General features: G+C 40.0%; 16 protein-coding genes. 3 read left to right on the forward strand and 13 right to left on the reverse strand.

The annotated features are described in order from the left end of the window. Positions 1-14: 14 nt before the first annotated feature. The 3 genes from AC3KZC_RS13470 to AC3KZC_RS13480 form a co-directional block, all read right to left on the reverse strand. Entirely contained in the window at positions 15-4520 is a 4506-nt protein-coding gene (locus AC3KZC_RS13470; RefSeq protein ID WP_518525897.1) for an EAL domain-containing protein, read from the reverse strand. A gap of 86 nt (positions 4521-4606) precedes the next feature. Beyond that, a complete protein-coding gene (locus tag AC3KZC_RS13475; protein WP_490577109.1) occupies positions 4607-5020 on the reverse strand; it encodes a GNAT family N-acetyltransferase in 414 nt (137 codons plus the stop codon). 8 nt (positions 5021-5028) lie between these two features. Further along, positions 5029-5226 (reverse strand): DUF3283 family protein, encoded by a 198-nt coding sequence (locus tag AC3KZC_RS13480; RefSeq protein WP_490577108.1) that lies wholly within the window; start codon positions 5224-5226, stop codon positions 5029-5031. A 123-nt stretch (positions 5227-5349) separates the two neighbouring features. Here AC3KZC_RS13480 and AC3KZC_RS13485 point away from each other — a divergent pair, with 123 nt between their 5' ends. Further along, a complete protein-coding gene (locus tag AC3KZC_RS13485; RefSeq protein ID WP_490577107.1) occupies positions 5350-6051 on the forward strand; it encodes a transporter substrate-binding domain-containing protein in 702 nt (233 codons plus the stop codon). Here the strand turns inward: AC3KZC_RS13485 and AC3KZC_RS13490 are convergent. The 8 genes from AC3KZC_RS13490 to AC3KZC_RS13525 all read right to left on the reverse strand — a co-directional run bounded on the left by AC3KZC_RS13490 (position 6048) and on the right by AC3KZC_RS13525 (position 16126). Then, a complete protein-coding gene (locus tag AC3KZC_RS13490; RefSeq protein WP_490577106.1) occupies positions 6048-7628 on the reverse strand; it encodes a PAS domain-containing protein in 1581 nt (526 codons plus the stop codon). The genes AC3KZC_RS13485 and AC3KZC_RS13490 overlap by 4 nt on opposite strands. A gap of 17 nt (positions 7629-7645) precedes the next feature. Continuing rightward, entirely contained in the window at positions 7646-7888 is a 243-nt protein-coding gene (locus AC3KZC_RS13495; RefSeq protein ID WP_490577105.1) for a DUF1289 domain-containing protein, read from the reverse strand. Between the two features lie 134 nt (positions 7889-8022). Continuing rightward, entirely contained in the window at positions 8023-9141 is a 1119-nt protein-coding gene (locus AC3KZC_RS13500) for a lysophospholipid acyltransferase family protein (protein WP_490577104.1), read from the reverse strand. A gap of 126 nt (positions 9142-9267) precedes the next feature. After that, positions 9268-10377, reverse strand: a complete 1110-nt coding sequence (locus tag AC3KZC_RS13505) for a DUF1513 domain-containing protein (RefSeq protein WP_490577103.1) — start codon at positions 10375-10377, stop codon at positions 9268-9270. A 1-nt stretch (position 10378) separates the two neighbouring features. Then, positions 10379-11521: an imelysin family protein gene (locus tag AC3KZC_RS13510; RefSeq protein WP_490577102.1), complete on the reverse strand. Its 1143-nt coding sequence runs from the start codon at positions 11519-11521 to the stop codon at positions 10379-10381. A 23-nt stretch (positions 11522-11544) separates the two neighbouring features. Further along, on the reverse strand, positions 11545-12945 hold the full coding sequence (locus AC3KZC_RS13515; RefSeq protein ID WP_490577101.1) for a di-heme oxidoreductase family protein: 1401 nt from the start codon (positions 12943-12945) through the stop codon (positions 11545-11547). A 9-nt stretch (positions 12946-12954) separates the two neighbouring features. Further along, the gene (locus AC3KZC_RS13520) at positions 12955-14619 is read right to left on the reverse strand and encodes a di-heme oxidoreductase family protein (protein WP_490577100.1); all 1665 of its coding nucleotides are present in this window, start codon (positions 14617-14619) and stop codon (positions 12955-12957) included. A gap of 82 nt (positions 14620-14701) precedes the next feature. Next, positions 14702-16126 (reverse strand): imelysin family protein, encoded by a 1425-nt coding sequence (locus AC3KZC_RS13525; RefSeq protein WP_490577099.1) that lies wholly within the window; start codon positions 16124-16126, stop codon positions 14702-14704. A gap of 381 nt (positions 16127-16507) precedes the next feature. On the opposite strand from AC3KZC_RS13525, the gene AC3KZC_RS13530 reads away from it, so the two are divergent. Further along, positions 16508-16768 (forward strand): DUF2999 family protein, encoded by a 261-nt coding sequence (locus AC3KZC_RS13530; protein WP_490577098.1) that lies wholly within the window; start codon positions 16508-16510, stop codon positions 16766-16768. A gap of 102 nt (positions 16769-16870) precedes the next feature. Here the strand turns inward: AC3KZC_RS13530 and AC3KZC_RS13535 are convergent, their stop codons facing one another. Further along, positions 16871-17992 carry a PQQ-dependent sugar dehydrogenase gene (locus tag AC3KZC_RS13535; protein WP_490577117.1) on the reverse strand — a complete coding sequence of 374 codons (1122 nt, stop codon included), beginning with the start codon at positions 17990-17992 and terminating at the stop codon, positions 16871-16873. 69 nt (positions 17993-18061) lie between these two features. Beyond that, on the reverse strand, positions 18062-18967 hold the full coding sequence (locus AC3KZC_RS13540) for a polysaccharide deacetylase family protein (RefSeq protein ID WP_490577097.1): 906 nt from the start codon (positions 18965-18967) through the stop codon (positions 18062-18064). Positions 18968-19179: 212 nt separating this feature from the next. Between AC3KZC_RS13540 and AC3KZC_RS13545 the strand changes: the two genes are divergently transcribed. Next, entirely contained in the window at positions 19180-19533 is a 354-nt protein-coding gene (locus AC3KZC_RS13545; RefSeq protein WP_490577096.1) for a hypothetical protein, read from the forward strand. Positions 19534-19561: the final 28 nt, after the last annotated feature.

The raw sequence follows: 19561 nt of genomic DNA on the forward strand, positions 1-19561 counted from the left end.
AAAATTGCGCTGTATTAACGTTTAAAGCCTAGACCCCAATCAACATTGAGTAGCTTTTCGACTTTAGTCTTTGGTACAGGTTTTGAAAAAAGATAGCCTTGTAAATAATCACAACCCAGCATTTGCAAAAACTCTGCTTGCTCTTTCGTTTCAACCCCTTCAGCAACACAGCTTTTCCCCAAACTATGCGCTAAAGCAAGCGTTGAATGAATAATTGCCTCATCACTTGCATCTTGACCAATATCAGCCACAAAGCTTTGGTCTATTTTCAGCACATCAATAGGAAAACGCTTTAAATAACTTAGTGACGAGTAACCTGTACCAAAATCATCCATGTAAATACGACAACCTTTTTGCTTCAAAATAAGCATCGCATCAAGGGCTTTTTGACTGTCTTGCATTAATGCACTTTCAGTTATTTCAAACACCACTTGAGTGGGGCTGATTTGCGCTTGTAAAATAATATCGCTTAGCTTATCGCCTATCGCTTCATGCTCAAAATCGCGCGCCGATAAATTAATTGAAACATAACAATCGGGTGCAAGTAACAACCACGCGTTTAAATCTTCCATTGCACGACTTAACGTCGCCAAAGTTAAGGTTGTAATAACACCCATACTTTCAGCAACCGGAATAAACTCTGCAGGTGAAATCAATTTTTGATCTTGATGCCAGCGCAATAACACCTCGAATCCTTTTAATGTAAAGTCGGTCGCGCTAATAATAGGTTGATAATAATTAATAAATTGATTGTATTTAATCGCTTCTTTTAGTTCATTTTCGAGCTGTACTTTACGCTGAATTTTATGATTCATTTCTTGGTGAAAGAATTGATAAGTTGAGCCACCTTGTTTTTTTGCATGGTACATTGCAATATCAGCAGCCTTTAGTAAATCGAGTGAATTATCAGCATCATCAGGGAAAATTGCCACACCAATGCTAGGTGATACAACCATTCGATGATTTCCAAGCTGGACAGGCTGATTCACTTCTTCACAAATTTTACGGCAAACTGGAATAAGTTCATCAATAGAATCAATGTCTTCAATCAGAATTACAAACTCATCGCCACCTAAACGCGCGACCGTATCTTGCTTTCTCAACACATACTTTAAGCGCTGTGCCACAGTAATAAGCAAGGTATCGCCAAAGTCATGGCCCAAAGTGTCATTTACTTGCTTAAAATGGTCTAAGTCAATAAACAGTAACGCAAGTTGGTTTTTATGACGCCGACTAAGGTCTGTTGCATGAGAAATCCGATCAAGTAATAAAGAGCGATTAGGAAGCTTGGTTAGCGTATCGTAATTGGCCAATACTCTGAGCTCTTTCTCTGCGTCTTTTTGTTCACTAATATCAGTAATAACCACTATATAATTATTAATATTATTGTCTTCATCACCCACGGTACTCACTTTAATGATAACCGGATGAGCAACACCATCAGCAGTGATAACGACTTCATCAGACTGAAAATGCTCACCGACTTTTAGCTTGGCTATGATACGTAAGTAATTTAGTCGCGTATCTTTATTTAGCCCCAAAGATAATTTACGACTTGATGCTTGCCCCGCATTAAAATTAAAGGACTCGCGCAAAACCTGATTCGTAGCCCGAACTCTAAATTGTTTATCTAAAATAAAAACCCAATCTCGGGTATATTCAAATGCAGCACCAAATAACCGAGCATTTTCTTCAGATTCAAATTCATTGGTCATATTGGTATAAGTACCTGCAACTTGACTTGGCATTTGATCATTCCATACCATCACTTTGCCAAAATCTTTATACCAACGCCAATAACCACTTTTATGACGTACACGATAAATACATTTAAACGACCCTTTATTAGTTGATAAGAACTCAAGCCATTCGATGCGAAACTTTGCTCTGTCTTCGTGATGAATTTTGTTGAGGTATTCATCAAGGGTCACATGCTCTTGGTTGTAACCAAGTTCGTTAATCAATCGTGGTTGGTAGATTGTGGTTGAGTCTATATGCCAATCCCACACCCCTGAGCTGCTACCTTCTAGGGCAAGTTTTAAGCGCGCTTCGCTTTGTTGACTTTCTTTATGTGCCACCACTAACTTTTGTTGCATTTGGCTTCGGCGATGAAACCAAACAAAAACAATCAATAAGATTAATAAAGCATAAAAGGTTAAATAAACGGGTGAACGAAATGGCGGGTATTTAACCGCTATAAATAATGTAGCTTCTGGTGTAAAAGCACCTGTAAGGGGGTCTTTGGCACGAATTTTAAGCTCATATTTACCGGGGCTAAATTTAGGGAAGATAACTTTATTATTACGTGTAGAGACTTCTTTTTGTTCACCCAACTGATATTGAAACTCGATACGTTCTTGCTGCTTAAATGTCATTGCCGAAAATGAAACTTCTAAACCAATGTCATCATGTTCTAACTCAATTTCGGTGAGTGATGACATAGATTTCAAATCAAGATCGCGCGACATTAAACTAATGGAAGTAATATTAAGCTGATTAGTAATCGGTGATTGAGGAATTAACAAATCAGGATCAAAAACTGTAAGCCCTTTAACCGAGCCAAACGCAATTCGACCATCAGACAATGTTAGATAGGCACTATCATTAAATTCATTAGTATTTAATCCATCTTCAACTGTAAATTTCTGAAAATGATGTTTGCTTGTGTCAAAACGAATAATGCCTTGATGGCTAGAGAACCAAATCATCCCGTTTTTATCCGGTACAGCGGAGTAAAGTTTGGTACCTATATTGTTTTTATCCGCTTCAAATGGATGCAATATTTGCATCGTTTGCGAATCTAACCCTATCAATCCCAACCCAATATAGGATAGCCAAAGCACTTTATTGTTATCAATCGCATAGTTTGTCAAATCAATAGCAAAGTTTGTTTGAGAAGATTGATAAATAGGTTCTAGTTGTTCCGTTTGTGCGTTTACCCTAAATAAATTGCCAACCACCGATAATAATACTTGATCAGGCTTATCAGGTAAGGGGGCTAAAAAGCTCTGCAATTCTATAATATTTAACTTTGCGATATCCCCTCTTAAAGGAGTAATTTCAGTGGTCTCCAAATCAAAAATAAACGGTCCATTATCAGGCTCGATTAAATATAAATACCTATTTTTATGTAAATAACTGCCATAAAGCCAATTAGAAATCCAAGGTTCATATTCTTTAGAGAGTGTCGTTATCGGTTCAACCTGATTGGTACGGGTATTAAATTTCATTAACCCTTTTCGACTTGGAAAATATAAGTAATCGTTTACTAAATGGCTTTCAGTAATATTTAATCGATTATTAAATTCATCATTGAAATAATCTTGTAAGAATACTTGGCTTTGATAAGTCGCCAAATTTAACTTGGTGAATCCATTATCGGTGCCTAACCAAACATAGTCGCCTTGCTGGGCAATCGTCCAGACATTATGGCTCGATAAGCCTTCGCCACGAATATTTTCAGCATTATAGTTAACGAAATAATCACTCTCTTTGGGAATATAAAACGCACCATCATTCTTAGTTGCTAACCATAAAGACCCATGCTCATCTTCAAGCATGTCAACGATGTTTTGATCTGAAAGTCTATACGAGTCGTTAATAACAGTATTTTTAACAAGATGGTTGTCATTTTTATAATAATCAAACAGCCCTTGATCGGTTGCTAAGCGCAAATAATTACTTTTCTTATTGATACGCCAAATATTTAAATCCCCGATCAGCTCTTGGCTTTTAAAGGCAACATCAGGCATTTCAAATAATTGTTTTGCTTGTGAGATATCAACTTGATACAGCCCCTGTACAGCGCCTACCAACAAGGTGTTGTTATCAAGCAATACCAATTCTTTGGTATTAATTTGCGCCTGATTTTTCAGTTCGCTATTGATGTGCTCAACGACTCGAAATCGATTCTCTTTAATATCGTAAACAAACACCCCCTCTGAAGTTGCTAAAAACAAAAAGTCATCAACTTGCAACATTCTACGGATCAGTGATATTTTTTTATTCGCTCCAGGGATTGTAAGTACAGTATTAATTTCCCCGCTTTGGCGGTCTAGTATTGCTAAATCAGTGCCACGCCCAAGCCATAAATGCTGACCATCCCCGACATCAAGAATTTGGTATATCGTTTGTTGTTCTAGTTGCTCAACCGAGCTAGGTTGGAATAAGTATTGACGAAAGACACCCGAATCAGGATCGTAACTAAATAGACCTTGAATATAGGTTGCAATCCACACAACACCAGATAAATCTTCATAAATCAGATCTATTTGCACATCTTTTAATAGGTCATCAGGGCCATTTACAGTTGTAACTTGTAAACCATCGTATTTATTTAACCCACCCTCTGTGGCGAGCCATAAATAGCCTTTTTTATCCACCAGCATATTACTAACATAACTTTGACTCAGCCCCTCATTTGGAGAGAGCCTTTGTACCTGTGCATTAATAAGGAAGGGCAAGAAAAGTAAAAAACATAAAATAATTGCGGCACTTGTAAATCGACTAAATTGCGACATTAACTTTCACATTCTCCACTTTCTAGTTATTAAATTATTATGAACGTAAAAACGCTACTTTGTAACTAAATTGTTTTAAATTCTAATCAATTGCTAGATAAAAATGACTGCAAAGCCGAATTATGTTTTTGATATATTCCAAACATATTGGCCAATTCACTTGGTAGGTTATCTTCGTGCACAAAACCAATTAATGTATAAAATGCGGCTAATTGAGCATCGGCGAATAAATAAATGTCTGTGTGATAGGTAGATTTAATTGTTTGAATAATACGTTCGCCATAACCCTTACCTCTATGCAAAGGGTCAACAAACAAAGTTGATAAAAATAAGTGATTACCTAGATATTGAATACGACAAGCAGCGATTATTTGATGATTAATATAACCAACCCAAACATCATCGTGACTTTTTGCTCTGCCCTTAACTTTATACCGATCGTAAAATTTATTAACTAACGGATACTTTATGGGAGCGAGTTGCAATAAATGAAAATCCACACCGACAATCACATAATGCTTAGATAATATTCAAATTTTTGCTTTAAAAAGTCTTGCTCAGATACTGAACGAGCCAAAATAGTACTGTAAACCACATCTCTCGTTTTTTTTCCTTTTTTGATCTGGTAGGCCCAATATGACGCCTCGTATTCAAGTTGAATAAGGTATTTCTCTGAACGAGGTAATAAACATAAGTTGTAAGTCATAGATTTAATTTCGATTTATAAACAATTTGGTGCTAGTCTTGGACGTTAGCTTATCACACCAATGTAACTTGAAAAACTAATCCACCTGGCCCAAAGTCAACTTTTAGTGGTAGTGGCATAAATATGCAAAAAACTTACACACTCTTTTTTTTCTTGTTTTTAATATTGTTCAGCCCTCATAACTTGTATGCTAATCATGTAACGTTTAATCGCCCAAGTAACACACCTCAAGCTGCATATACTATAGAGCTACTCACAGCGGCTTATAAACAACATGGTTATGACATAGCATTAATTGACTTTCCAAGTGATGAAGTATTAACAGCTGCTAATGAAGGAAGGCTCGATGGACAACTTGGTCGAATCGCAGATATTGAACTTCTTTATCCAAATTTGGTGCGCTTACCCACACCAATATTCAATTTTAGCTTACTGTTAATTAGTAAACGTGTTCAATGTCCCAACTGCCAAATCAATGATTTTAAATCTGTTAGCATTGCATCAAACATAGTCGCGGCAACAACGTATTTAAAAAACATGCACTACCAAGGTGAAGTCGTTGATGTGAGAAGCATTAAAACCCAATTAGCACTTCTCAACCAAAATAAAATTGAAAGTATTATCGTGCTAGATTTCCAGTTGAGCACACAAATTGGGACGCTTGATAAGAATGAATACCAAATCCAAATATTAAATCAAACAAGTAGCTATCATTATTTGAATAATAAACAAGCAACACTTATCGAAAAAATAACCTATACATTAAAAACATTCGAAGAAAATGGGTTTTTGGCACAGTTAAAACTGAAGCATCAGATCAATTAATATTTTTCGACTAAAACTAAATAAGTGCCTAAATGAGATGGGTAAAGTAGTTTTTGAATTACGACATGGGATGCTTGAGGCTGTGATTCATGATTTAAATCATTCAGATCCCCTTGCCATTTAGTGTGACGTTTTAAATGCTGAGTGACCTGCTGATATTCTTTTTGTTGCGTTAACAACAACTCTATTAATGGCATACGACGGCCCATCAATTCATTTTTTTGCACAAAACGTTGGCGGCATACCTCGCTATTGACGTCTAACACATTCCAATGCTCATCAAGTAACCATACTGACTGGTTAAAACTGTCATAAAGGCTATTGATCAAATTCGATTGCGCTTGCTGAGTGTATAAACTTGTAGCATCAATGATTGAAATTAATACTTCAGCATTAATAATTTTAATAATTACACTCACTCTTAAAGGTCCTGATGAGGTATCAATTAATAAAATTCGTGTATCGGCCTGCCCGGTATGCGCTGTTGTGTCTTTAATTATCTGTTCAAAAGAAAGCGCTGCCCCACTTTCGTAACGAAACGTAATAATTGAGTTGATGTTACGTACTAACTCAACTTTAGAACCCGCTAACAAATCCGTTAACGCTTGATTGTAATATAAAATCTCACCCGTAAAGCTTGTTTTAATTAACGCTTCGAGCACACTATCGAGCATCAAGATGCTCATAGAGTCACTATGTCGTAATCGCGATAATTCTTCAGATTGAGTGCGTAAAAGCTCATTAAGTTCACTGTTTTCAGCCTTAAAACGAGCGAACACCGCATTAAGTTTGTTTTCTATCTGTTGATAGATAGGGCCTAAATGACCTATTTCTAACAGTGCTGGCTGCTGATTACGCACTTTGAGTAAAAAGTGCTTTAACCCGTGTAACGGTTTTTGATAACTTTTTTTATCTAAATACGCAAATAGAAATGACAATAAAAGGGCTAAAGCAAGTAAAATTGCATCTAAATACCACGTGACACTCAATTGGTTTTCAAACTCTTCAAACTCTAGATAATTTTCAGCTTTTGTCTCTCTGAGCAAGTTTTCAAAAGCATAGTCGAGTGGTTTTAGCCCATTTTGCCAAGCTTGATATAATTCAAAATATTGTAAAGTGTTATCATCCGCCTTAAATAAGCTGACCAAAAAGCGATGTGTTTCAGATTCAAAATCAATCACTAGCTGTGATAATTCAAGCAATTCATTTAGTTCATCTTGCTCTAATATTTTGGCTGCTTCAGATGCTAAACTCATGTCAGCTTCTACAGCATAACGCCACAAATTAAGCTCTTTGCGTAACGAGCGAAGTTTTAAACGAATAGAATCTCTTAAACGTAGAACATCATTTTGTTGCTGAAAATAAGAGGCCATAATTAAGCGGTCAACATCTCTTTTTAACTCAAGGTACTCATAACCTGCTTTTTGGCTGCGGTGAACTTCGTCTAAATTTTGAAATAATAGATTGCTGGCGCGATACTCAAAAAACCAATTGCTAAATAAACTCACCCCCCCAAAAAAACCAATTAGGAATACCACGATTTTAAAATAGCTGCCGGGCTTTATATTAAGCGCCATAATGTGCTGATTTATCCTTAAAAATTAAAATCACGTTGCTCACCTTGTTGCTTGGCTAAATTTAGATTTGGTTTTTGTTCTGAACGCCGTTTACGCTGCAAGCAGAGTTGAATTACCTGTTTTTTGTCCGCATCAGACATTTTTTGCCAATTAAAACGCTCATCTCGACTACGAAAGCAACCGATGCAGTAACCTCTCGTATTCGTCTGACATACATCAATGCAGGGGCTTGGGATTTCAAATATTTCAATCTGCTGCATACCACTGCACCTTAGTTCATAACCAATTAATCTTAGTTGAACATTTTTATGCTGTCAGGGTTATTATGCAAGAACGGTAAACCTCTTTTATGCTCTGTCAAATAAGAAAAAAGCCACCGAAGTAGCTTTTTCTATTATAAATGTTGGTCTGCTTGCTTATATACAGGCTTTGCATACATTGCTAAAACGAGCTCTTTAAGTTCTTCAGGCACCTGCGCCATACGCTCTTCAAACAGCTCTTTTTGCGCAGGTTCAATCTGCTCAACATCAATGTTTGCAGCCAGGTAATTACCTGGGTGTAAAAAGTAAGATGATAAAATTTGCTTATCAATTGTCTGTGCTAATAACTCTGGATTATCACACTCTGAGGTAATTGGTTGACCAAACGCAACATGAATATGCCCTTTACTTGAACGAAAACCTTCCATAATGCTTTCGATGTCTTCACCGGCTGCTTTTTTATATTCACCAAAGGTGTTTTTGTGATAGCGCTCTTTTGCTTTTGCAATGGCACAAGGTTCAAATTGATATGAAATTGAAACAGGAACAATTTTTAACTCGCGAACATAATCTGCAAACTCCATTTTTTGCTTACGCCCATTGAGTTGTAGCATTTTAAGTAATGCCGGATCGGTTTGGTCGTCCCCATCTTTAGTGCGACCTTCTCGTTGCGCGATCCAAATTGAGTGATTATTTTGCAACGAGTCATAAATGTAAGCCGACAACTGTGATAACGCTCTGAGCATTTCTTTTGGCGCTTTTACAGAACGCTTTACCACAAAGCTTTTATTTAGTTTCATTAACTCGGTGATATAGGGTATTTGCAATAAGTTATCACCGATGGCAATGCGTACCGTATTCATTTGGTGAGTGTGCAAACCCCAGTTAATTAATGCCGGATCAAGGGCTATATCCCGGTGATTGGATATAAATAAATAAGCTTGTTTTTTATCTAAATGCTCAAGACCTGAAAAGGTTACTTTTGATGTTGTTTGATCAATCACGCGGCCTAAATAATGCGCCACAACCTGTTGTATTTGTTCAATGGTTTTAAACTTCGACCACTTTTTTGCCAAATAACGCTTCAGTAACGGTGTCAGTAGATTACGAAAAGGCACCAACCAACTCGGTAGATTATGTTTTGCGATCAAATCGATAAACGCATTATCATTCACTAAACGCTGAATTGATGCACTGACCTCATCATCATTATATGGGCGAATATCTGCAAATAGATCTACTGCCTGTGTCATTACTCTTATTACACCAATTAAAAATTTGAGCTCTATTCTAACCTGCTTGATTAGACTAGGCGAAGATTAACAAATCGTACCAGTTAACTAGTACCGAAGAAAGTTAATATTCTAAGGTACTTTACATTAAACCAATGACTCTTTTAGGGTTTGCATGTGATTATCCCATTTATAACCCAGATGGTGCCTTGTCACTTTTTCTGTCACTAAAAATGGAGCTACATGCGCAATCTCGCCTTTGCCATTACTTAATAAAAAACCATTTTTAGCCAAAGTGACTCCTGCGCAATCTCGAATTTGATAGGTATCAATCAACTGATTGCTACTTAAATCCCAAAAGCTGACAAATCCACCTCGCGGGCAACTCACCGCTGCGACATTAATAGCATGGTCGATACAAACACTGGCCGTATATTGCTGCATTTTTTGCCACAGTGCACCTGAAGCCAAACACGCGGCCATTGGCTCTGCGCCTTGCTGGCTATAAACTAAAGAGTGTACATCACGTTTGGGCCCTTCATATTGCATCGCAATAATCACTTTATCGTCCTTATTTACCGCCAAATGACGAATGCTTAACTGATGATGAGGTGGGGAAAACTGCTGCAATATCGTACCCGACTCACTTTGTAAATACGTGAGATTGGGTGCCATGGTCAATATATTGAGTTTTTCGCGCGGTGTATCAGGATGAGTGGCAATTCCCCCATTAGCAATCACCAAGGTTTTACCATCATTGAGCCAAGCTAACTGATGAGGACCCACACCACCACTGTTAAATTCTTTGATAACAGCCAAAGATTGCGCATCCCTCACCACTACTTTGCCTTGCTGATTTTGGTAATCATTTTCAGTCGTAAATAAGTACTGACCATCAGGGCTAAACACGCCATGACCAAAAAAGTGTCGACCATCATTGGCCTTAACAATGTGTGTGATCACCCCTTTATTTAAATCGATATCATAAAGGTACTCGCCCGGACGGCGTGAAAAAGCAATTACCCTAAACGGTTGCTGGGGTGATATCGCAATATCATGACCACGAAGCGGGATTTCAACCTCACTTAACATTGCGCCAGATTGATTAAATACCGCCACAAAATGCTGCCCTTCAGTATTGCTATAAGCACTCACAAACTGCTGCTCACGTTGTAAACTACAACTTGGCAAAATACTCAACCCAGCCAATCCTAAAACCGATTGGCAAAAGCGTCGCCTAGTAAGAAGCTTGAGCATATTAGTCACCATCGTTCGAATTAAAGCTTGGATTAAACCCCGTGGTTTGCACGAAGTCGCTGGCCATAATAGTACGTAATGCTTTGACTTTATCGCTCAAAGCCATCAATTGTTCTCGCCCTTCGTTGGTAGCTATCGCTTCTTCTAATGGGGCGTTGACATTTGCCAATGCTTTAAACGCCTCAGAAAAGGCCTCTTTAATACTGATATCTAGACTCTGTGCCTGGTGAATTTCAATTAAATAATCATCAAAACCATAGCCATTTTTCGACAAATACACCTGCTCTAATGCTTGGAGGTTATATTTAATATTGGCAAGCGAGCTTTGACTACGAAATTGCTCTGCATTTTTTAACACTCCAGGAGCTAACACCCCTAATGCTTTACCTATTTTGTTATCAGTGATAATTTCGACCAATTCAAACCAATTGGTTAGCTGCTCTTCAATCGCATCTTGGGGTGAGACGAAATCGCCAGTGCCCTGAGTATACTGAGCTCGATAATTCCCCTCATTAGCACCCCAGCCATTAACAAGTTCTTGGGCAATAATTTTGACATTTGCAGCAACCGCCATTACTACTAAGCAACGTTCGCTTTTGTTTGACGCACTTAGCATGCTTTGATCTGCTTGCTCTGGATAAAGCAGATACTCTAAAGCAGGCAAGCCTTGGCCGCCATCTTGGGTTTGAGCAACAGCTTGTGCGGTGATCGGGTTAATGGCGAGCAATGTGGCGACACCTCGAGCTACTGCCGCATTATTATCAGGCCAAGTTTGTAAACGTGAATAGCGAAATTCTTTAAAAATAGGCCCAAGCTTTGTCGGCCGAGTGGCTTGCCAGCTAGCATTTAAACTAAGCCAACTAGTCCGTAATATATCAAGCTCTGGTTGTGTAGGGTCACTGAGCGAACAAAACTGAGTGGCTGCAATTTCAAATTCAGTACTACGCGCTAATAATTGCTGATAACTTGGCACAATCACCTCATCTGCGAGCGCAACCAATACCGCAGCCATTGCTTCATCTTTGGTTTTTACCACTACAACAGGCGGCTCAACTACGACTGGGGGTATCTGTGCTTTGTTGCCGCTACCACCACAAGCAGCCAACAAGATGGTGCTTATCATCACAAGTAATAATGTTTTCATGTTTGTTCCTGTATATACTCGAATTAAATTTGCTCAAGAAAAAAGAGGAGTGCTGCGCGATCATCAGCAGGTAAAGCAATAAAACCTTGCTGCGAAGCCTTCGCTTCACCCCCATGCCATAAAATGGCCTCGCTAATAGTGCGTGCTCGGCCATCATGTAAAAAGCCTTGATAACCTTGGATCCGTTGTTGTAATCCAATTCCCCACAGTGGTGCGGTACGCCATTCACGGCCGGTTGCTTGGTATTCAACTTTGCCATCTGCAAGCCCTTCGCCCATGTCATGCAAAGCTAAGTCACTGTAAGGCCAGATTGTTTGTCCTGCTAGCTCAGGCAGTTCGTAATCATTGCGCGTTACAAAGCTGGGTTGATGACACCCTTGGCAACCTAATTGGTAAAAGAGTGCGCGCCCTTGCTGCGCTTGAGGGCTCTTTAATTTACGTGTTGGTTGTACTGCAACATGAGCACTCATAAACTCAGTGGTGCGCAATAATTTCATCGGAATTTCGGGAAGTTCTTCACCGCGCACACGCTTTGACTCTAATACACACGCACTTTGAGTCGGCTCGCAAGTTTCTTTTGGAAAATAGGGATTAGTGATACCAATATCATTGATAAACGCACTGGCTATTTGCTGATTTAGGGTTGGGTGCAATCCTTTAAACCCAAAGCGCCCAAGTTCAAACTGCCCAGTAAGCACATTCGGTACCCGGTTGTAGCGTGCGCTGATCCCATTTTTATCGGTATCGGTTTCATCTTCTAGGGCGGTTAAATCCGCGGGATCAATTGCATCAAGCAATCCCATACCATAAATCGCAGGGGCATAACGCGGCGATAATTGTGTTGTTGCGGCCAGTGGCCCTTGGCTTAAGTTGACCAATCGATAATTGGGCTTACGCAGTGTATAAGACGTGCCGTCATCAAATTGACCTTCAATCATGTCATATTGCAGCTCGATTTGCCCTTCAGCATGCAGCTTTACGTTATGTGTAGGAGTCAGCACGGCAAAGGTTTGTAGCTGAGCCCCATACGTTGCATCAGCCTCTTGCTTTTCACCATGACCTAAACGAAACAACAAGGCCATTGGACTCGACACACCTTCTGCTGCCAAGCGCCCACGACCGCCTCGGCTATGACATGCTTTGCATGAACGCGCATTATAGAGCGGCCCTAACCCATCTCGGTCTGCGGTAATGGCCGGTGATGCAACCCAAGGGTCTCGAAAGAACGACAAACCATCCCAAAATTCTAATTCATCATCAATCGACAAATTACCCGATGGGTGAATAAAGGTACGTGTATTAATGTTTGCCAACGTTGCGCTGCCACCTGGGCGCAGCTCACTGACGTTAAACTCGGGTACATCCGATTGTTTAGAACACGCGCCAAGCAAACATAAAACCACGACTATCGATACGTTTTTCATCTGTACAACTTACAACGATGTTAAAAAAGTAAGCAGCTGTTGGCGCTCGTTGGCACTCATGGCTTTAAACTGGGCCTTGGCTTTTTCAGCCTCGCCACCGTGCCACAAAATCGCTTCACTCACATTACGAGCACGGCCATCATGTAAATACGTTGCTCTAGCATTTACAGTATTAACAAGGCCAAGACCCCAAAGTGATGGCGTTTTCCATTCAGTTCCACTTGCGCTACCTTCGGGGCGATCATCAGCAAGGCCTTCACAGCGCTGCACCCAATAACACTGCGCACCTTCGGTACACGCTTCACCTTGCGCGGTTTCACGCGCAATTGCGGCGCAAGAACCTCCCATATCGTGCAGCAGTAAATCAGTGTAAGGATAAATAACTTGATCACTTAATGCCGCTATTGGCGTATGGCTCGAGTTAACATCAAGTAACCCTGCATCCCCCAATAAACTGGCCTCAGCTTCGCCAGTTTTATGCCGTGGAATATGACAACTGGCACATTGGGCTGCAAAAAACAATGCTCGCCCTGCAACAACATCGGCTTGCCATATTTGATTGGCGCTATCAAAACCTCGGCGCACCGGCACAGCCAGTAAACGGTTATAAAATTCAACCTGCGCGAGGGCCAAAATACTTAAATCAAGGCCATCTTGTTCTTTATCTTGCTCAAGTTGCGCTTGCGCCAGACAAGCCGCTTGCTCTGAAGTACATGACTCTTGCGGTGCAACAATATTGGTAATGCCCATATCACCTCTATACGCACCTGATATTTGCTCAAGTACTGAAGCCGTAACGGCTTTATAACCAAAACGTGCTAATTTTTTTTGCCCTGAGATAGGCTCAGTCGTAAACACCGCTCGACCAGAAATACCATCGCCATCAATATCATCAGGATCGGCATAACTGGTAATGTATGCTTCTGGAATGGCATGTAATAACCCGGAGCCAAAAATGCTCGGTGTCACACGGGGTGACAAACGTACATCGGGGTTAAAATCGCCATAGGCGAGATCTTTCACTTTATAAATTGGTTTACGTAATTGGTAAGTTTGGCCGTCATCAAATTGGCCTTCTATTGTTTGATATTCAACCCATGCATAGGCTTCTCCATATGCAATGCCCTCATCAAGTGCGCCTCGATGCTTGGGCAATACCCCTTGGGATTGACCCGCTTGCATACCAAAGGTTTGAATTTGATCGCCATAGATTAAATCGGGTTGACCTTGCCCATCACTAATGCGTAAAAACATGCTTGTCATTGGTTCATTGGGTGAACTTGGTACTTCACCACGGCCATCCTTAATGTGGCAACCTTGGCATGTTGGATTATTAAATAATGGCCCTTGACCCGCATGTACCCCACGAAATAAATGATCGCCCGACTTAAACACCCCATCGAGTTCAAAATCACTGCGAATAGCCGGTGCCGATTGACTAAATGCATCCTGATTGATTACTTGCGTTGTCACTTCACCACCAGATAAATGCTCTTTTGGATCGGGCGTTGTTGCATTTAAAGGTGCTAAACCGTCATCAGGCTGCCCCGGCATCACAGTCACAACCGGAGGCGTTACTGGCACAGACACTTCAACTACTTTATCTTGGCCATCAGAGCCCCCACAGGCGCTTATCCATACTGTAAACGACAATAGAACGACATTTTTTTTCATTACTAACCCACACACCCTGAATAATAAACTTTGCTAAACGCAAAAAGCCCATCCAATGGATGGGCTAATCTATTAACTTAATTTAACCGCCAAATTCGTCCGTATCGCCCTCTAAATCACCCGTAGTAACTCCTAACGCTTCAATCACTTCTTTAATGACCTGCGTTTGGGTTTTGAGTGCTTCAATGGTATTTGTGACTGCACCTTTAAGTTCAGGTTGTTGAATTTGCACATCAAATGAATAACCCAGTTTTGCTGTAGTATCAATGACCGCCGCTTTTGCCATGGTATCTTCAAGTGCACCGCGTAACTTATTTGCAAGTTCTGGCTTACCCGCTACAACCAGCAAGTTATAAATACTCGCACCTTGTAATACTTCGCCATCAAAACGCGTGTATTGGCCATTAAAGGCGTTTTGAATGCCCTTAGCATTTAAGAAAATATCACGGTGGGTATTATCAGAAAAACACGAATGCTCATCTTCTTGAGAGTCTGTGCGAAGGGCAATACTCATTCGCTCGCCTGCTAATTCGCCATAACTTAAGCGACCCATTCCTTCTAGAATTTTAGCAAGAGATTGTTTTTGAGTTTCTTCTTTAATAAATGTTTGGTAATGAAAACCGGTTCCCGGTGTCCATGCATCAACCACTGATTTCAAATCATCAATCAGTAAATCTGCAGCGGCCAGTAGATACTGACTACGACGAACACAAATAGCGTTGGCAGCTCCCGCTTCACCTGAGGTACATTGGCCCATTTGATTTTCAATCGTATAAAAATCAGTGGCTTTACGATAACCAGCTGAATAATCACGGTTCGCAGTATACGTTCCATCGGCGTTTAAATCTTGGCCCCACAATAAAAACTCAATTGCATGGTAACCAGAAGTCACATTCGCTTCATCATCACCGCGTTCAAACTGCGCTTGAATGGTTGCTTTATCAATAACCGGAAAACTTTCGATATCGGCAATAATATTACCACCAGCAGGTAAAGTGCTTGGGTTTTCAGGGTTTTGTAACCCATCCATATCTTGCGTGTAATCAATTAATGCTTCAGCTAAAGGCCATGCATTAATCGCCCCCTCAGGGCCTGCTTCAGGTTCTAATACCCAGTTACCCGCAGCATCTTTGGTTAAGTTATCAATTGGGCCTTCACGAAAACGAAACACCTCAGACTGTCCATAAGGTTCGCGTGCCGCTAACCATGCTTTTTTAGCCAATGAAAAATTTTCATCACTTGGATTGGCAACAAATACAGCTAACTGCTCTTTAAGTGCTTTGGCTGCAATTAATGAATCGGCATAAACCGCATATGCATGTTGCGCATTCGTTTTGATTACATCTTGCGTAGTTACAAACACACTTGTTCCATTTACACCATCTACGCCATTTTGACCCGCAACACCTTGAGCGCCCGCGATACCATCTTTTCCATCATCACCACCACAACCCGCTAATACTGCCGCAGCGACAAAAGACAGAGCGATATTTCTTATTGTATTCATTGCGTTATCCATACACGTTTAAAAAGTAATAAATTTTATTTAAAAAATATATTACACTTTAATAAAAAACAGATCAACAATGATAATAGATATCATTTACATTAATGTTTGATGAGTGAGTTTTAGATAGCCCTTCTCAAGGGTTATTTAGCGTTATTAAAGCTCTAAAAATAGGAAGAAATAGCACAGTATAAGTGCATAAAAATGAAGGCTTGCATGCCAATACCGACAAATGAAAACAAAAGTAATACAGGCCTTGGTTTGGCATCACCAAGCTCTGCTCTTTTATTTTGATAAAAAAATGTAACAGGCTTTAAACTTGCGCAATGCGCCCATATAAATAAGTTATCAACATTATTTAATTCGCAACCAAGGTCTGTTATGAATCCAATTATCGCAATTTTAAAAGAACACAATGTCAGCGAGCAGCAAACTCGTGAATTGTTCCAATCATTTACTGAAAACCCATTTATGGCGATGAGCTTGGTTCAGCAATTAGGGATTGCACCTGAAAAACTACAACAACTAATGGGGCTAGTTATGACGCAGCCTCATTTAATTAAAGAAGCGATTGAAGAGCTAGGATTAGACTTTAGTAAATTAGAAGAAGCGAAAGAAAAACTAAAAGGCCAACAACTATAAGTTTGCACAATAAAAATAAAACTATCGTTATAAAAAATAAAAAAGGTTGAACTCAGTTCAACCTTTTTTATTACTGCAATTTAGTTGCTTTATGGCATTACATTAAGGCGTAGGCACAATGCGCACAACACCTTGGCCATCAAGACCCACATATAAATAACCATCGTGACCTTGTAACACACTACGTACTCGGCCAACGCCTTCAAACACTTTATCTTGCTTGATGACTTGGCCATTTTTAATATCAAGGGCACTGATAAAACTAAATTTCATTGAACCGACTAATAATTTCCCCTTCAAACTTGGGTATTTATCACTATCCACATAGGCCATACCTGATGGCGCGATTGACGGTGTCCAATTCATTACCGGTGCTTGCATACCTGCTTGCTCAGTTAAATCTGTAAAGCTCGACCCATTATAATTAACACCGTAACTCACAACAGGCCAGCCGTAATTTTTTGTCGGTTCGATTAAATTGAGTTCATCGCCCCCTTTTGGCCCATGCTCATGCGCCCAAAGTGTTTTAGAGGCGCTATCAAACCACATACCTTGTGGATTACGATGACCATATGACCACGTCGCTTTTTTAGCTGTAGCTTGATTTACAAAAGGATTATCGCCTGGTATACGGCCATCGTCATGTAAGCGATAAATTTTGCCACCATCACGACTTAAATCTTGCGGGTTTATATCACGGGCTCCACGATCGCCAATTGAAAAATAAACATATCCTTTGTCATCAAATGCAATCCGGCTGCCATAATGCTGGCCTTTTTGAGTATTCCCTTCGCCTTTATAAAGCAGCTGGTGCTCAGTTAACTGCTTTTTTTTACTATCAAGCTTTGCGCGCATTAATGCGGTATGGCTACCTTCACCTGCGCCTTCAGGGCTTGAATAAGTAAAATAAAGCCACTGATTGGTCGCAAAATCAGGATGCAAGGCTAAGTCTAATAACCCGCCTTGGCCATGAACATGAATGTTAGGTAAACCAGAGATTTCAACCCCTTTACCTGTATCACTTTGCAACAATAACTTTGCATTACGGTCTGTAACTAATAACTGGCCCGAAGGTAATTGCACCATAGCCCAAGGGATCGTGGCATTTTCAACAACCGATTGCACAGAATGGCTGATTGCAAGGCTTGGCAACTGTTCATAATCAACTGCCAATAAGGGATTAGCAAACCACGCGGCAGATAACCAAGTGGCTGTTTTTATAATTTTTGTTGGGTTTATCACAGTCGCTCCAAAATTTAATCGCTGACAATAAACCCGACTCTAGCATACAAATTAAAGACCTGTACGCACTTGAGATGAATCACTTTTGGCTGCGCTGTGTGCTCTTTTTTGCTCAATATAGTCGGCCACATTGGCCACCGTATCGAGCCAAAAACCATTTTTAGGATCTTTCAAATAAGCGATTAATTGCTCAAGCACTTGACTATCGACCGTATACCAATCACCCTCCCCCACTTCATGCCCAGCCAGCACAATCCATGAATTATTAACTCGCATAAATTCAATTAGCTCTTTGAGCTGTTCAAAGCTCATGCCATCCATACGTACCGCAGCCACTTGCGCCATATCAACATAATTGGGGTTATTACCGGTTTCGTCATTCCACGTACGGCCCACTTTAAATTTTTGCGCCACCAGCGGCACATAGCTTTGGGTTTGTGTGCCTTGACCAACAAAGGTATGGCCACATGGATAAGCAAACCCGGTGGCTGTTACGCCCAGCTTATCTTCAAGATAACGAGTGGTAATATCCATGTCTTCAGCCAACCACGCTAAACTAACCTGCTCTAACCCTAACCCTTTTTGGCGCAGCCATTCAAAGTTACCACTACACACGTGGTTAGCAGTATGGTTCGCAATTTCATGGCCACTTTTTACCGCCCGTTTCCAACCTGCCAAGCGATTTTCAACCGCATCGGGCACTACATAAAAAGTGGCTTTGACATTATGTTTATCAAGCAAAGGCAAACCCACATCAATTTGGCTTTGCCTGGCATCATCAAACGTGAGGCTAATGGCATTTTGGCGTTGGTTAGGATAAGAAAAACCAAGATACTGCTTCTCACTTACACTCACTGTTTGGGCGTGCGCTAACCCAATGGCTTCTTTGGCATCAACAGAGGGGATGATAAATAGACTTGATAAAAGTAACGTAGAGAAAACTAAATTTAATTTCATTGGTGGTACCTCCTAATTTTTACAGATAAGAGATATCACCATGTTTTACTTATATTTGATATGAAATAAAGCTGAAGAAAAGCTGAAAATTTGTCAGTTTAAATTAAAGTGACACCATAAAACAGACAAAACAAGTTGACCGTAAAAAACAAAAAAGATACAGTTAAAAAAGGTACAGGGATGTGAATTCATTAAACTACAAGGAGACATAAGTGACTACAAAATTATTACCACTGATACTTTTTACCGCAGCATTAAGTACAGCCGTTGTCGCTGAAGATCAAATAAAAGAAATAAGCCCACAGTTATTAAATAAGTTACTTCAAGACTCTCCTGAAGTCATTGACACCATAGAGTTATTTAAAAATGATTTATCCGCACAAGGATTAGAATTTAAAGTTGTGTCTATTAATCAAAAACTAGCTATAACTGGCGGTTTAGAACATGAGTTACAAGGAAGTTGCACGGTTAAAGGTTCGGTTGGAGGAATCGAGATAGAAGCAACCGCCCCAACTTGTAAAGAAGCCTTTGACAATCTAATGGACTTAGTCGCTGAATTAAAATAATTTATGGTTCAGATTAAACAAAATAAAC

It is taken from the genome of Pseudoalteromonas sp. J2K-J031 (assembly GCF_058197095.2).

Excerpts from the sequence above, each read along its gene's own strand:
- AC3KZC_RS13470 (WP_518525897.1), bottom strand. The coding sequence starts at position 4,520 with ATGTCGCAATTTAGTCGATTTACAAGTGCCGCAATTATTTTATGTTTT.
- AC3KZC_RS13480 (WP_490577108.1), bottom strand. The coding sequence starts at position 5,226 with ATGACTTACAACTTATGTTTATTACCTCGTTCAGAGAAATACCTTATT.
- AC3KZC_RS13485 (WP_490577107.1), top strand. The coding sequence starts at position 5,350 with ATGCAAAAAACTTACACACTCTTTTTTTTCTTGTTTTTAATATTGTTC.
- AC3KZC_RS13490 (WP_490577106.1), bottom strand. The coding sequence starts at position 7,628 with ATGGCGCTTAATATAAAGCCCGGCAGCTATTTTAAAATCGTGGTATTC.
- AC3KZC_RS13495 (WP_490577105.1), bottom strand. The coding sequence starts at position 7,888 with ATGCAGCAGATTGAAATATTTGAAATCCCAAGCCCCTGCATTGATGTA.
- AC3KZC_RS13500 (WP_490577104.1), bottom strand. The coding sequence starts at position 9,141 with ATGACACAGGCAGTAGATCTATTTGCAGATATTCGCCCATATAATGAT.
- AC3KZC_RS13505 (WP_490577103.1), bottom strand. The coding sequence starts at position 10,377 with ATGCTCAAGCTTCTTACTAGGCGACGCTTTTGCCAATCGGTTTTAGGA.
- AC3KZC_RS13510 (WP_490577102.1), bottom strand. The coding sequence starts at position 11,521 with ATGAAAACATTATTACTTGTGATGATAAGCACCATCTTGTTGGCTGCT.
- AC3KZC_RS13515 (WP_490577101.1), bottom strand. The coding sequence starts at position 12,945 with ATGAAAAACGTATCGATAGTCGTGGTTTTATGTTTGCTTGGCGCGTGT.
- AC3KZC_RS13520 (WP_490577100.1), bottom strand. The coding sequence starts at position 14,619 with ATGAAAAAAAATGTCGTTCTATTGTCGTTTACAGTATGGATAAGCGCC.
- AC3KZC_RS13525 (WP_490577099.1), bottom strand. The coding sequence starts at position 16,126 with ATGAATACAATAAGAAATATCGCTCTGTCTTTTGTCGCTGCGGCAGTA.
- AC3KZC_RS13530 (WP_490577098.1), top strand. The coding sequence starts at position 16,508 with ATGAATCCAATTATCGCAATTTTAAAAGAACACAATGTCAGCGAGCAG.
- AC3KZC_RS13540 (WP_490577097.1), bottom strand. The coding sequence starts at position 18,967 with ATGAAATTAAATTTAGTTTTCTCTACGTTACTTTTATCAAGTCTATTT.